Source organism: Streptomyces sp. NPDC053426, from assembly GCF_055585405.1.
Window position 1 is genome coordinate 295,479 of record NZ_JBVJKE010000012.1, and the last position, 13,389, is coordinate 308,867.

General features: G+C 71.1%; 12 protein-coding genes and 2 pseudogenes. 7 read left to right on the forward strand and 7 right to left on the reverse strand.

Annotated features, from left to right (window positions below):
- Positions 1-238 precede the first annotated feature (238 nt).
- Together ACZ62B_RS25175 and ACZ62B_RS25180 are read right to left on the reverse strand one after the other, a co-directional pair.
- Positions 239-1,216, reverse strand: coding sequence for an Acg family FMN-binding oxidoreductase (locus tag ACZ62B_RS25175; protein ID WP_469692161.1), 978 nt, complete (start codon positions 1,214-1,216; stop codon positions 239-241).
- Between the two features lie 441 nt (positions 1,217-1,657).
- On the reverse strand, positions 1,658-2,542 hold the full coding sequence (locus tag ACZ62B_RS25180; protein ID WP_469692162.1) for a universal stress protein: 885 nt from the start codon (positions 2,540-2,542) through the stop codon (positions 1,658-1,660).
- Positions 2,543-2,836: 294 nt separating this feature from the next.
- Between ACZ62B_RS25180 and ACZ62B_RS25185 the strand changes: the two genes are divergently transcribed.
- From ACZ62B_RS25185 to ACZ62B_RS25200, 4 genes are all read left to right on the forward strand, one after another.
- A complete protein-coding gene (locus tag ACZ62B_RS25185) occupies positions 2,837-3,580 on the forward strand; it encodes a CBS domain-containing protein (protein ID WP_469692164.1) in 744 nt (247 codons plus the stop codon).
- 41 nt (positions 3,581-3,621) lie between these two features.
- Positions 3,622-4,107, forward strand: coding sequence for a universal stress protein (locus tag ACZ62B_RS25190; protein ID WP_469692166.1), 486 nt, complete (start codon positions 3,622-3,624; stop codon positions 4,105-4,107).
- A 157-nt stretch (positions 4,108-4,264) separates the two neighbouring features.
- Positions 4,265-4,777, forward strand: coding sequence for a Crp/Fnr family transcriptional regulator (locus ACZ62B_RS25195; RefSeq protein ID WP_344560259.1), 513 nt, complete (start codon positions 4,265-4,267; stop codon positions 4,775-4,777).
- Positions 4,722-5,390, forward strand: coding sequence for a CBS domain-containing protein (locus ACZ62B_RS25200; RefSeq protein WP_344560258.1), 669 nt, complete (start codon positions 4,722-4,724; stop codon positions 5,388-5,390). The genes ACZ62B_RS25195 and ACZ62B_RS25200 overlap by 56 nt, the downstream gene beginning before the upstream one ends.
- 32 nt (positions 5,391-5,422) lie before the next feature.
- On the opposite strand, the gene ACZ62B_RS25205 is transcribed toward ACZ62B_RS25200, so the two are convergent.
- A complete protein-coding gene (locus ACZ62B_RS25205; protein WP_469692168.1) occupies positions 5,423-6,100 on the reverse strand; it encodes a CBS domain-containing protein in 678 nt (225 codons plus the stop codon).
- Between the two features lie 272 nt (positions 6,101-6,372).
- On the opposite strand from ACZ62B_RS25205, the gene ACZ62B_RS25210 reads away from it, so the two are divergent.
- Together ACZ62B_RS25210 and ACZ62B_RS25215 are read left to right on the forward strand one after the other, a co-directional pair.
- Positions 6,373-7,536 (forward strand): MFS transporter, encoded by a 1,164-nt coding sequence (locus ACZ62B_RS25210; protein ID WP_344560444.1) that lies wholly within the window; start codon positions 6,373-6,375, stop codon positions 7,534-7,536.
- 748 nt (positions 7,537-8,284) lie between these two features.
- On the forward strand, positions 8,285-10,024 hold the full coding sequence (locus tag ACZ62B_RS25215) for a sensor histidine kinase (protein WP_344560256.1): 1,740 nt from the start codon (positions 8,285-8,287) through the stop codon (positions 10,022-10,024).
- Positions 10,025-10,163: 139 nt separating this feature from the next.
- On the opposite strand, the gene ACZ62B_RS25220 is transcribed toward ACZ62B_RS25215, so the two are convergent.
- A complete protein-coding gene (locus ACZ62B_RS25220; RefSeq protein ID WP_344560255.1) occupies positions 10,164-10,745 on the reverse strand; it encodes a phosphotransferase family protein in 582 nt (193 codons plus the stop codon).
- Between the two features lie 161 nt (positions 10,746-10,906).
- Between ACZ62B_RS25220 and ACZ62B_RS25225 the strand changes: the two are divergent.
- Positions 10,907-11,290 (forward strand): annotated as a pseudogene (locus ACZ62B_RS25225) (oleate hydratase); the annotation flags it as partial.
- 48 nt (positions 11,291-11,338) lie between these two features.
- Here ACZ62B_RS25225 and narI read toward each other — a convergent pair.
- From narI to narY, 3 genes and pseudogenes are all read right to left on the reverse strand, one after another.
- Entirely contained in the window at positions 11,339-12,106 is a 768-nt protein-coding gene (gene narI / locus ACZ62B_RS25230) for a respiratory nitrate reductase subunit gamma (RefSeq protein ID WP_344560254.1), read from the reverse strand.
- On the reverse strand, positions 12,103-12,771 hold the full coding sequence (gene narJ / locus ACZ62B_RS25235; protein ID WP_344560253.1) for a nitrate reductase molybdenum cofactor assembly chaperone: 669 nt from the start codon (positions 12,769-12,771) through the stop codon (positions 12,103-12,105). Before narJ ends, narI begins: the two co-directional genes overlap by 4 nt.
- Positions 12,768-13,389: pseudogene (gene narY / locus ACZ62B_RS25240) on the reverse strand (nitrate reductase subunit beta); the annotation flags it as partial. The pseudogene narY and the gene narJ, both read right to left, overlap by 4 nt.

Here is a 13,389-nt window from a genome sequence, read left to right on the forward strand (position 1 = left end):
CACTGCCTCCGGATCCGACTGCGAACTCCCTGCTCCCACCGGACTCCAGGAACGCGCATCCGACTCGATGAGGAGTGGCCCGGCGGTCCTGTCCCTCTTCCTGTGACTGCCTCTCACGGCTGTCTGTTCCGCGGACCGGACTCGCGTACCCCTCAGCCGCGGCCCGGGCGCCGGACGGCAGCGCGCGGCGCACCATCCGGCCCTGCCACCCGCGTGGTACGCGGGCGCGGTGTTCAGCTCAGGACCTCCGCCAGGGGGCGCCTGGGCAAGGGCCGCACACGGGGGGGCGTAGCCGAGGCGGAGGATCATCTGCGGAAACTCGCCTGCGCTGAGGGTCTGCCGGATGCTGGTACGCAGGTGTGGGAGTTCCAGGGGGCTGGGTGTGGAACGCCGCCATGACGTCGTCGACGGCGGCGTACAGCAGGATCCGTTCCAGCGCTTGCCCCGCCCGCAGCCAGGCCGGACGGTCGTCCCGGTCGGTGCCGAGGATCGCGACCAGCCCGGTCCGTGTGTGCCGGCGCCGGGGCGGCGTGGGGAGCACGGGGACGAGTCCCGCATAGTCCCGCCCGGCGAAGGGGAGGCAGTCCGGGTGCAGGACGCTCACGTCGGTCGGAACACCGTCGGTGCGCGGTCGGGCGAGCCGCCAGGTCCAGGCCGCCTGCTCTGCGACATGGCTCGGCTGCTTCCTGTGGGCGTACTCCCCCGCCCGGACCAGCTCCGCCAGACGCCTGCGGCCCGCGGCGTCGCCGATGATGTGGAGATCGGCGCCCTCGGCGTGCGCCTGCTCGCGCAAGGCGTCGGCCAGTCCTTCCGGAAGCGGATCGGTCAGGAACGGGCCGCGCACGGTGTGCCGTAGCCGAAGGGCACCGTACAGCCGCTGGTCGTCGAGGGTCGGCGGCACGTACGCACCCCACTCGACCAGGGCGAGACAGGCGGGGTCCCGCGGGTCGGGGAAGGTGTGGACGACCGGTTTGAAGCCGAGGTGCCGCATGGCGAGGCGGACGTTGAACAGGGCCGCTCCACAGCTGATGAGCATCTCCCGGCCCTGCGGATCGGTGAGCGGCAGGCGGCGGCCGGTGTCCGCATGCACCTCGATGCCCCTGTCCCCGTCCGCGACGAAGAACCAGGGCTGGGAGTTGTGGACGGAGGGCGCGGTGACGGCTGCCCGCGCCAGATAGACGGAGGAATGGCCGGGCGGTGCGCTGACGACGGACATGGAGGTACGTCCTTTCTCGAGCATGCGGTCCTCGAGGATTCGGTCCTTGCCCCGTAAGCCGTGCGGCACGATCACCACCAGGCGGCTGACGTGATGGTTCAGGGCATGGGCGACCGGTCAGGTGTGCGAGCCGATCGCGGCACACCGTCCGCGGCAGCCCACCACCAGCGGTCCCACCCCGCCCTCCGCACGGGGGAGAAGGATGCGCAGGGCGGCCCTCATGCGGGTTCTCCCTGATGAACGCGGCCGGGAACTTCCTGTGCCAGGGCTCCGGAAGGGCCCGGAACTCCTGTTCCGCTGTCTGTCGGCTCCAGGCCCGCTCCTCGGCGTCCGCGGCGCCCCGCGTGAGCGGCGCAGCGGCGCGCAACGCAGATTCCAGCACGTCGTCGCACGGTTCGCCGACGTCGTGGGGAGGGGCCGCCGAATCCTTCCTGGGAGCCATCAGACCTCATGCCGGCACGGCACGATCGCCACTGGGCAGGTGGCGTGGTGCAGCAGCGTGTGGCTCGTCCGGCCGAGTTGGAGGCCGACGTGGCTCCGGCGGCGGTGTGCTCCGACGATGACGAGGTCGGCGGCTGCCGACCGGAGCACGAGAACCTTGGGAGCAGGCCCTTCGACGGTCGCGCGGCGTACCCGGACGCCCGGGTGGGTGGCGAGGGCTCCGGTGAGCAGGTCGTCGAGCAGTGCAAAGGCCTCGTCCTCGTGGTGGCACGAGAGCTTCCCCGCTGGTGCAGGGTGGTCGACGGCCTCGTACGCCGGGCAGCGCCAGGCACGTACGACGTCCAGGACGCAGTCGCGGGCCCCGGCCTCACGGACGGCGAACCGCACCGCCTCGCCGCTGCTGCCGGGGTTCCCCGCGCCGAGCAGGATCCGCTCATGGGTGCCGGCCCGGCCTGCCGTGCCGCCCCGGACGACGACCACCGGGCAGGGTGCCCGTGCGGCCACTGCGAGGCCCACCGAGCCGAGAAGCAGCCCCTTCAGCTCGCCGCGGCCGCGCGAACCGGTCACCAGGAGCGAGGCGTGGACGGCCTCGCGCAGCAGGGTGTGGACCGCGTCGTCCGGGAGCACCGCCGTGGTCACGTCGGCCCGCGGGTTGCGTCGGTGGGCACGCTGCGCGGCGGCGGCGACGGTGTGCGACGCCATCACCCGGGCGGAGGGGCGCAGCAGGGCTGCCGACGGGTGGGCGTCCTCGTAGCGTTCCCAGAGGAAGGCGTGCACCAGCCGCAGCGGCAGTCGGTGCCGGGCCGCTTCGTCCACGGCCCAGTCGACCGCCAGGAGGCTGGGCTCCGAACCGTCGACGCCCACGACCACGGGCAGTTCGTTCATGGTGTCCGCCGCCCTTCGCCACGGCTGCCGCTCCACTGCCATCACCGTCCCATGCGCGCGGGAGTGGGAGGAGGGGCCGTCGGGCCACTCCGGGGGACGTTCGGCCCACGCCGAATACCGGCCGGTCCTGCGGACGTTGCGCGGGCGCCGTGGCGGGGCCGGTCGGCCCTGCCGGGTGCCCGCTCAGCCCCTGGGCCACGTCCGCTGTGCGCCGGACCCTGAAGTCGAAGCCCCCTGTGGGGAGTTCGCGTCGGCCGCGCCGGCGTGGTCCGGACCGTTCAAGGAGGAACAGGGATGAAGGCCACCAGGATCGGCGCCGTCATGACCACTGACGTGGTCACCGCCGAGTACGGCATGCCGTTCAAGGAAGTGGTGCGCAGGCTCGAGAGCCGCCGCATCAGCGGCCTTCCGGTGATCGACGAGGACCGGAAGATCATCGGTGTGATCTCCGAGACGGACCTGATGCTGCACCAGGCCCGCACACCCGAACCCGGCAGCACGGCCTCCGGAACCTGGACCGACCTGCTGCGCAAGCTGAGCCGCCGCGCCCGCCGGGAGACGGCCAAGAGCCGGGCACGGACGGCTGGCGGCATGATGTCGGTACCCGCCGTGACGGTGCGGGCCGACGCCACCGTCACCGAGGCCGCGCGGCTGATGACCGGGCACGGCATCGAGCGGCTGCCGGTGGTGGACGAGGAGGACCGGCTGGTCGGCATCGTCACCCGGCGCGACCTGCTCCAGGTCTTTCTGCGGACCGACGACGCCATCAAGCACGAGGTGCAGCGGGAGGTCCTCGGCAACACACTGTGGTTGGCACCGCAGGCCATCATGGTCGGCGTCGAGGAGGGCGTGGTCACGCTCACCGGCCGGCTGGAGCGGCGCAGCGACATCACCATCGCCGTCAACACGACACGCCGTGTCGATGGTGTCGTCGCCGTCGTCGACCAGCTGTCGTACCGGATCGACGACACGCACATGCGACCGGTCGAGCAGGCCGCCCTGCACGGTGTGGCCGACGACTGGATGCGCCGGCTCTGAGCCGAACGGCCGTGCGTCACGAGGCCGGGTAGGAGGATGCCATGACGGGACACGCCAACAGCCGAAGCATTGTCGTGGGCGTGGACGGGTCCGACGCGTCCGCGGCGGCGCTGCGCTGGGCCGCCGCGCAGGCCCATGCCCTGAGTGCGGAGGTCGTCGCCGTGCACGCCTGGGAGGCGACGGCACCCCACATCGCGCCGTATGCCCCGGCTGCGGAACGCCGGACACCCGCCGAGGAACGAGAGGCCGCCGCACGCCGACTCGCGGAGACACTCCGCCTGGCCTTCGGGCAGTGGGGCGACAGAGCCGTACGCGCAGAGCTCGTCGAGGGGCATGCGGTGCGCGTGCTCCTCGACCGGGCGCGGGGCGCGCTGATGCTGGCGGTGGGGCGCTCGATGCACGTTCAGGGCGGCCCGCCGCAGGTCGGTCCGGTGGGCCGTGAGTGCCTGCGTCACGCGTCCGTTCCGGTGGTCGCGGTTCCCGCCTCCGAGCCCGACGGCCCCGGCTCCCCCGCACGATCGGCGTGAGGGAGCGCGACGGTGGGACCGAAGGGCCCTCGGGCGGGACCGAGCGGCCCGTGGTGTCCCGCGCCCGCCCGGCACACTCTGAGAAGGAGGAGCCCGTGGCGCCGTACGGTCCGGTCCACCGGCCGGTCTCGGCGGTGGGCGCGGAAGGAGACGAGCGATGACTTCCACCACTGCCCTGGCCGCCGGCCTCCCCGTCGCACACCGCGAGCGACTGATGCGGTACGCCCGCGAGGTCTCCTTCGACGTGGGGACCCGCCTGTTCGAGGAGAGGCACCGCGCCGACCGGTTCTGGATCGTCCGGACCGGTACAGTCGCCCTCGACCTGCACGTCCCCGGCCGTCGCGCCGCCGTGATCGAGACCCTGGGCCACGGCGAACCGGTCGGCTGGTCCTGGCACTTCCCGCCCTACGTGTGGCACCTGGGCGCCGAGACCACGAGCCCGGTGAGGGCCTGGGAGTTCGACGCCGAGGCGGCGCGGGCGCTGTGTGCCGAGGACGCCGAGTCCGGCCGCGCGGTCGCCGAGTGGATCGGCCGCGTGGTCGCCCGCCGGCTGCACGAGACCCGTGTCCGGCTACTGGACCTGTACGCCCCCTACCGCAAAATGGGAGCACACGATGACCGGGACGACCGAGGACAGGCCCGTCAACGCCAGTCCGCACACCGTGAGTGACGTGATGACGCACACCGTCGTGGCCATCGGCCGCGACGCCCCGTTCAAGGAGATCGTCGGGCTCATCCAGCAGTGGAAGGTGAGCGCCCTGCCCGTGCTGGAGGGCGAGGGCCGTGTCGTGGGCCTCGTCTCCGAAGCGGATCTGCTGCCCAAGGAGGAGTTCCGCGACAGCGACCCCGACCGGTTCACCCAGTTGCGCCGCCTGACCGACCTGGCCAAGGCGGGAGCACTGACCGCCGGTGAGCTGATGAGCTCTCCGGTCGTCACCGTCCACGCCGGCGCCACCGTCGCCCAGGCCGCCCGCGTCATGGCTCAGCACAGGGTGAAACGGCTCCCCGTCGTCAACGACGAGGGACTGCTCGAGGGCATCGTCAGCCGGATCGACCTGCTGAAGGTCTTCCTGCGGACGGACGAGGAACTCGCCGACGAGGTCCGCCGGGAGGTCGTCGCCCGTCTGTTCCCCGCCGCACCCGAACCCGTACGAGTGGAGGTCTCGGACGGGGTGGTGACCCTCGGCGGCCGCGTCCGGGACACCTCGTTGGTGCCCGCCGCGGCTCGCGCAGTGCGTGCGGTCGAGGGGGTCGTGGACGTGGAATTCCGTCTCAGGTCGTGAGCTCTGCTCCCACCCCGGTGCCCTGCGCGCATTCACCACGTACGCAGTGACTCCTCGTCCTCTTCCAGGAAGTCCGGGTCGAGTGCGGGGCGGCGCGGTCCCGCCACCGTCCAGTGCACGTCCACAACACCTTCCATGGACCGGGCCGGACGCACCGCGAGCGGTACAGGAGTGGTGTCCGGGACATGACCGGTGAGGGCGACCACTCCGTCGCGTGCCTGCACCCGCACCGACTCCGGGGAGACCGGGAACCTGCCGCCGATCACCTCGCGCCGTATCTCCTCGGCGATGTCCTCGTCATCGCGAAGGAACACTTTCAGCAGGCCGGAGCGGCTGACGATGCCTTTGAGCGCACCCGCGTCGTCGACCACGGGCAGTCGTTCGACCTTGTGGCGGGCCATGTCGCGCGCCACCCGGGCGAGCGTGTCACCGACGTGGACGGTCAGTGCCGGGGTGGTCATCAGTTCCGCCGCGGTCACGGCGGCGGCCTTGTCCCGGTCGGAGTGGTGCCGGAGCGCGTCCGACAGCGAACTGCTCAGGTCGTCGTCGCGGAACTCCTCCTTGCGCAACAGGTCGGCCTCGGAGACGACACCGATCACCCTGCCCTCCCCGTCGAGCACGGGCAGGGCCCTGACCCGCCACTGCTTCATGGTCCTCACGATGTCCTTGAACGCCGCCCCACCACCCAGGGCCACAACGGTGCGGGTCATGACCGAGCCCAGGTGCGGACCATGCCGGCCGGATCCGCGGCGGGCACCGATCACGATGGCCCGCCCGTCTCACGTGACGTATCACGCCCACCGACGAACGACGCATCGCGGACCGCAGGTCCCTGCCATACGGCGGTCGGTCTTCTGGCGGCGGCGCGGGGCCTGGGTGAGGCTGGGTGACGCACAGGCTGTCGAGTGAGGGAGGTTGCGCTTTGAGCCGCACGTCGTCACGGTGTCCGCCTGGGGCCGCGGCGTCCTCCCGGCCGACGCGGATGCTGGTCCTCGCCACGACCGGGTTCATGCTGTGCTTCTGGGCATGGGCCCTGCTCTCGCCGCTCGGTTCGACGCTGCACGACGATCTGGGCCTGACGTCGTTCCAGGAGTCCTTGGTGGTGGCGGTGCCGGTGATCGTCGGCTCACTCGGCCGGATCCCCGTCGGCGCCCTCACGGACCGTGTGGGTGCTCGCCGGATGTTTCCTCTCGTCTCCGTCCTCACCGTCCTGCCCGTGCTGTATCTCGGTCATCTGGCCGATTCTCTGGCCGAGGTGCTCGTGGGCGGTTTCTTCCTCGGGCTGGGCGGTACGGCGTTCGCCATCGGGGTGCCGTTCGTCAACGCCTGGTATCCGCCCGAGCGGCGCGGTCTGGCGTTGGGGATCTTCGGGCTGGGCACCGGCGGCACCGCTCTGTCGTCCTTCACGACGGTGCAGCTCACCGACGCCGCCTTCTACGCCTTCCCGTTCGACCTGGTCGCCGCCCTCCTGGTGGTCTATTCCGTAATGGCGCATTTTCTGCTGCGGGACAGGGCGGACCGTGCCGTGCCCGGCGGCTCGCTGCTCGCCCGCACCGCGGCGACGCTGAGGATGGCGGCCACACTGCAACTGTCCTTCCTCTACGCCGTGGCCTTCGGCGGGTTCGTCGCCTTCAGTGTCTATCTGCCCACCTACCTCACCGCCGCCTACGACCTCGGGCGGTCCGACGCCGCCGTGCGCACCGCGGGGTTCGTCGTCCTCGCCGTCGCCATGCGCCCGGTCGGCGGCTGGGCATCCGACCGCCTGCACCCGGTACCGGTCCTCATCACGTCCTACGCGGCCCTGACCGCTCTCGCGTTCCTCGCCTCCTTCGAGCTGCCGCTGATCCCGGTCGGAACGCTTGCCTTCCTGGGCATGGCGGCCGCCCTGGGCGCGGGCTCCGGCGCGGTGTTCGCCCTGGTCGCCCGGCTGGTGCCGCCCGAGCAAGTCGGTTCTGTCACTGGTGTCGTGGGTGCCGCCGGCGGACTGGGCGGCTTCTTTCCTCCCTTGGTCATGGGCGCCATCCACGGCGCCACGGAGGACTACACGGGCGGCTTCCTGCTGCTGGCCGCGACAGCCGGAGCGGCGACGGCGTTCACCGCCACCGTGGTGCGACGCCGAGGCGGGTCCACGTCTCGGCCGGTGTAGAGGGTGTAGAGGGGGAGGTCGCCGGGGACGGCTCCGGGTCCGATCGGCCCTGTCGGCGGTCACGCCCAGGGCCGGACGGTGGTGATCACTACGACAGGTGCTGCCGCGGCTGCTGGGCATCACCCTGATGATCGCGGCCCTGACCGTGATCATCCATGTCTCCGCGGCCGTCGGTGCCTTCCTGATCGGGCCGGCGTCGACGGGTTCCGCCGCCGGCACGGGCCCGGCCCATGCCGGCTCTCCTGCGCGACCTGTTCGCCACGGTGTTCTTCCTCGCCTTCGGTGTGTCTGTCGGCCCGGCGGACGTCCTGTCGATGCTGCCCGCCGTCCACGCGGGCGCGGCGCCACGCCGGCCGGCTGCGGGTCGGTACCACGCTCATCGCCTGCGGCAACTTCTTCGTTGCCGACGTCAGGAACCCTGCCTCGGTGTCCTGGTGGCTGCCTGTGTCCTGGTGGTCGTCGTTGCAGGGCCGGTTCTCACCCGTTGCACCGGCACGAGCCTCGCGGGCCGCCGCACCGGCTTGTCAGCCGCCGGAACATCGAAGTAGCGGGCAGAGGCGGGCGCCTTCAGGCCCACCACCGTCGCCCGCGCCACTCTGCTCAGGGGTACCTCGATCACGGTCAGGGCGGGGCATGGGATCTGCGCTGCCGTGACAATGCCCTCGTTTAACACAAGTGTTCGCACAGGGATAGGGCCATTGAGGCATGCTGGGGAGGTGCCAGTGGCACTTTTCCGGAGGGAGCGGAGATGGCGGAGAGACCTGCCGAGGTTGGCAGGGACGTTCCTGCGGCACCTCAGTTGCGGCTGGACGAGCTGCTGGAGGGACTCGAGGCGCAGGTGGCGCAGGTACGAGCGACCCGGGACCGGGTGCATGCGCTACTGGACGCGGTCCTGACGATCGGCTCCGACCTCGATCTGGACGTGGTGCTGCGACGCATCACCGAATCCGCGGTGGCCGTGGTGGACGCCGAGTACGGCGCGCTGGGCGTGGTGGGCGAGGAAGGCCGCATCAAACAGTTCATCACCGTCGGCATCGACGAGGAGACCATCGAGCGGATCGGCCACTATCCCGAGGGCCACGGCATCCTGGGCCTGCTGATCAGGGAGCCCGAGCCGCTGCTCCTCGCCGACCTCGGCGCACATCCCGATTCCGTGGGCTTCCCCGAGGGGCACCCTCCCATGACGACGTTCCTCGGGGCTCCGGTGCGGGTGCGCGACCGTGTCTTCGGCAACCTGTACCTGACGGACAAACGCGGCGGGGCGCAGTTCGACGACGAGGACGAGGCCGTGCTGCGGACGCTGGCGGCGGCAGCCGGCGTGGCCATCGACAACGCTCGGCTGTACGAGGACTCCCTGCGCCGAGAGCAGTGGCTGGCGGCGAGCAGCGACCTGACGCGAAGTCTGCTGTCGGGCACCGACCCCGGTCAGGTGCTGTATCAGGTCGCCGCGACCGTACGCGCGCTGGCCGAGGCAGCTCTGGTGACGGTGGCCGTGCCGCTCGACGGCGGCGACGAGCTGGTGATCGAGGCGGCCGACGGTGAGGGCGCCGACCGGGTGCGCGGGCTACTGCTGCCGCCCACCACGCTGGCGGCGAAGGTCTACCACTCGGGCGAGCGGATCACCAGCGCCGCGCTGTCCCAGGAGCCGCAGGCGGGCAGCGGTTCCGCGGCCCGCGTCGAACTGGGGCCCGGGTTCCTGCTCCCACTGGGTGGTGGCGAGCGCGTCCACGGCGTCCTGCAGGTCGCCAATCCGCCGGGTGGCGAGGACTTCCCCGACGCCACCATGACGATGATCGGCGGCTTCGCCGACCAGGCCGCACTCGCCCTGGAGATCGCCGAGCACCGGCGCGAGGCCGAGCATCTGCTGGTGCTGACCGACCGTGACCGCATCGCCCGCGATCTGCACGACCTGGCCATCCAGCGGCTGTTCGCCTCCGGTCTGACACTGAACTCCGTACTGGGCCGGCTGGCCGACCGGCCCCAGCTGGCCGAGCGCGTCCAGCGCGTGGTCGACGACCTCGACGACACTGTCAAGACCGTGCGGACGACGATCTACGCGCTACGGGAGCGCGACCGCTCCGACGGGCGGGGGCTGCGTGCCAGGCTGCTGTCCGAGACCGACCAGGCCACCGAGATACTCGGCTTCAGCCCCGCCCTGCGCATGACCGGCCTGCTGGACACCGGCGTACCCCCCGGCCACGCCGAGCACCTGCTGGCGGTGTTGCGCGAGACACTGTCGAACACCGCCCGGCATGCGAAGGCCACCGCAGTGGAGGTCACCGCCGAGACGGACGGCATCCGGCTACGACTGCGTGTGGCCGACAACGGACGCGGCGTCGACCCGTCCGTCACCCGTCGCAGCGGCCTGGACAACCTTCTCCGGCGCGCCACCGACCTGGGCGGCAGTCTCACCATCACAACGAACGACCCGACCGGCACGGTCGTGGAATGGACGGTCCCGCTTCCCGCAGACGCGGCAGACACGTGATCCGCCGACTTGTTCGTACGAAGACACGGGAAATGCCGGATCCCAAGGACCTCGGGCCGTCCTCCGAACGCCGCTTCCGCAGCGGCGACTTCGACAACTGCAGTACCGAAGACACCGTGCAGCGTCTCTTGAGCGGGCACTACATGATCCCTTGCCAGTGCCAGGGGCGCGGTTCTGTGCGGCCCCGCAGGCAGTCGACGCGGTATCGAGCCTCCGCCTGCCGCTCTGGGCGCATGGCCGTGTGCTGGGCCGCATACAAGGACATGCGCAGCTCGCGAGCACCGGCGAGGAGTTCATAGCCCTCCCGCTTCGTGACGTCCGTTCCGTACGCTCCGCAGAACTGGGTGTATTGGGCTTCGGTGACCACCCCGATCGTCGTCGTCCTCACCGCCGTCGTAAAAACAAGATCCCACTCGGGCGGCCCGATGGAAGCCCGCTCGAAGTCAAGCAGTACCGGCCCCTCTGGCGTGTGGGCGACGTTGCCGACCCATGCGTCACCGTGTACCACGCACTCCGGCAGACCGGCGAACACGCGCTCCCATTGCTCTCGGAGTCCCGCATGTCGATGACGCAGCCAGTCGCGATCGTCCTCTGACAGCGACGTGACTGCCTCGATTCGCTCGGCGACCCGCACGAACGGGTCGAGCCGTAGATCCGGGAGCGGCAACCGGTGGAATTGCTTCAGCAGCGTACGGACGATCACCTCGCCGGGGATGAGCACGGCCCGGTCGGTGACGGTCCACCAACCGGGGCCCTCATCGTCCTTGCCCGCCCACCGCGACCGCCCCTCCCGCGGGGCCCTCCGGACGAGACGGGTGACCAACGGCCCACTGGCGGCTCCCAAAGCCATACAAAACCCTGAAGTGCGCGGTTCCCGATCTGCAGCCGATGACGAGGTGCTCCGGCCGGGAGATCCCCGAAGAGGTCCTGTACCACCTGTCGTTCGACGAGGCGGTGACGGCACGGGTCCTGGAGAACTCCATCGTCGTGCCCTCTGTGATGCCCTACATCACCAGCCAGTTCCTGCGACGCCGCCGCAACGACCGCCCCAAGGTCGTCCCCGAGGGTTCGGTCGACCTCGTCTTCATCGGACAGTTCACCGAAGTACACGACGAGGTCGTCTTCACCGTCGAGTACTCGGTACGCACCGCCTGGACAGCCGTGACCACACTCCTGGGGCTCGACAAGCAGCCTCCGCCGGTCCATAAGGGCCACCACGACTCCCACATACTGGCCGCCGCTTTTGAGACCACGCACCGCCGGTAGCCCGGTACATGAGTAGTCGATGGGTCACTCGACCGCAACGCGCGGTTGTCAGCCCGTGCGTTCCCAGCCCCGGTGGGGTGCGCGGGCGCCCAGCTGGACGTCGCGGCTGCGGTAGACGATGTAGGGGCGGGTGAGGTAGCCCAGCGGGGCCGTGAGCATGTGGACGAGCCGGGTGAAGGGCCAGGCGGCGAAGAGCAGCAGGGCGCTGACGGCGTGGAGCTGGAAGAGGACCGGGGTGCCGGTCATCAGGTCCGGGTCGGGCTGGAAGTAGAAGATCGAGCGGAACCAGGGCGAGATGGTCTCGCGGTAGTTGTAGCCGCCGCCGACGATGTTCGCCACCACGGTCGCGGCCAGGCCGAGACCGATGGTCACGGTCAGGGAGAGGTACATCGCCTTGTCGTTGACGGTGGTGGCCGAGAAGACCGGGCCGACGGTGCGCCGCCGGTAGACCAGGATGGCCAGGCCCCCGAGGGTGCAGATGCCCGCGGCGGTGCCCAGCGCGACGGCGACGACGTGGTAGGTGTGCTCGCTGATTCCGGCGGCGTGCGTCCAGCTCTCCGGGATGAGGAGTCCGCCGATGTGTCCGAGCAGCACGAGGAGGATGCCGAAGTGGAACAGCGGGCTGCCGATGCGCAGCAGCCGCCGTTCGTAGAGCTGGGAGGAACGGGTGGTCCAGCCGAACTTGTCGTAGCGGTAGCGCCAGACGTGGCCGAGGACGAACACCGCGAGGCTGAGATAGGGCAGCACGATCCAGAGCAGGATGCCGCCGGTGCCGGACTCCACCGCCAGGGGGAGGTGGGACTGGGTCGCGCTCATCGGGGGCCTCCGGCGGACGGGGCGGGCGTGTACTGGGGCGGCGCGTAGGGGTCGAGGCCGACCTGTTCCTCGGGCGGGCCCTCGGCGGCGAGCCGGGCGACCGCCTCGCGTTCGTCGCCGGCGAGCGCAGGCAGGGTGGCGGAGACGGAGCTCAGCAGGTCCGCCCAGGGGGCCTGGTCGTCGCGCAGGGCGAGGTGCAGCAGTTCCAGGCCGGCCCGGTGATCGGTGAGCAGGCGCATGCCGGCCGCCGGGTCCGCGGCGGCGAACTCCAGGACGACGGCGAGGTGGTCGGGCAGTTCGTCCTCGCCGAGCCGCCAGCCGGCCCTGGCGTAGGCCTGCTTCAGGCGCACCAGGGCGAGGCCCCGCTTGCGGGTGTCGCCGTGCGCGTAGTAGGTGAGATACGGGCAGCAGCGCTTGCGGAGGTCGAAGGTGGCCACGTAGGCGGCGGCCATGGCCTGGGTTCCGGCGTCCTCGGCATGCTCGACGAAACGGAGCAGGGGTTCGCCCACCCCGGCGGGCAGCGCGGGGGCCGTCCGCCGGGCCAGGGACAGATGTCCGGCCAGGTCCTCGTCGGGGTAGCCGAGGAGCAGCGACTGGATCTGCCAGGCGTAGGTGTGCCAGGGCTGGACCCGGTTCGCGGGCCTGAGCTTGAGTCTGTTCCTCATGGCTTCGGTTCGACCTCTCCACCGCTGTCCGGGCTGCTGCCTGGAGTGTCACCGTTGCCGGGCGGGAAGAGGCCCGGCGGACTGCCCTTGCCGTCCCAGTTGAGGAGGTTGACGCGGGTCTCCTTGCCGGTGGGGGCCGCGGGTGTGTCGGAGGTCTGCCGGTCGCGCAGGGCGCGGTAGTTCTCCACCGCGATCGGGGCGGCGCCGCCGGAGGTCTCGCCGAAGGGGCCGGAGCCTCCCATGCCGGGGCCGCCCTCGTAGTCGAGGCTGCACTCGGTGGCCAGCTCCTCCAGGCTGTGGGCCTGTTCGGCGTGCGCGGGCGGGATGACGTACCGCTCGTCGTACTTGGCGAGGGCGAGCAGCCGGTACATGTCGTACATCTGCTCCTCGCCCATGCCGACGTCCTCGGGGATGGAGGCGTCCGGCTCACGGCCGAGGTTGATGTCGCGCATGTAGGCGCGCATGGCGGCCAGGCGGCGCAGCACCGCGTCCACGGGGGCCGGGTCGCCGGCGGTGAAGAGCCGGGCGAGGTAGTCGACGGGGATGCGCAGGGCGTCGACGGCGGCGAACAGGTTGCGGTGGTCCTCGGCGTCGTGGCCGGTGTCCCGTACGGCGTCG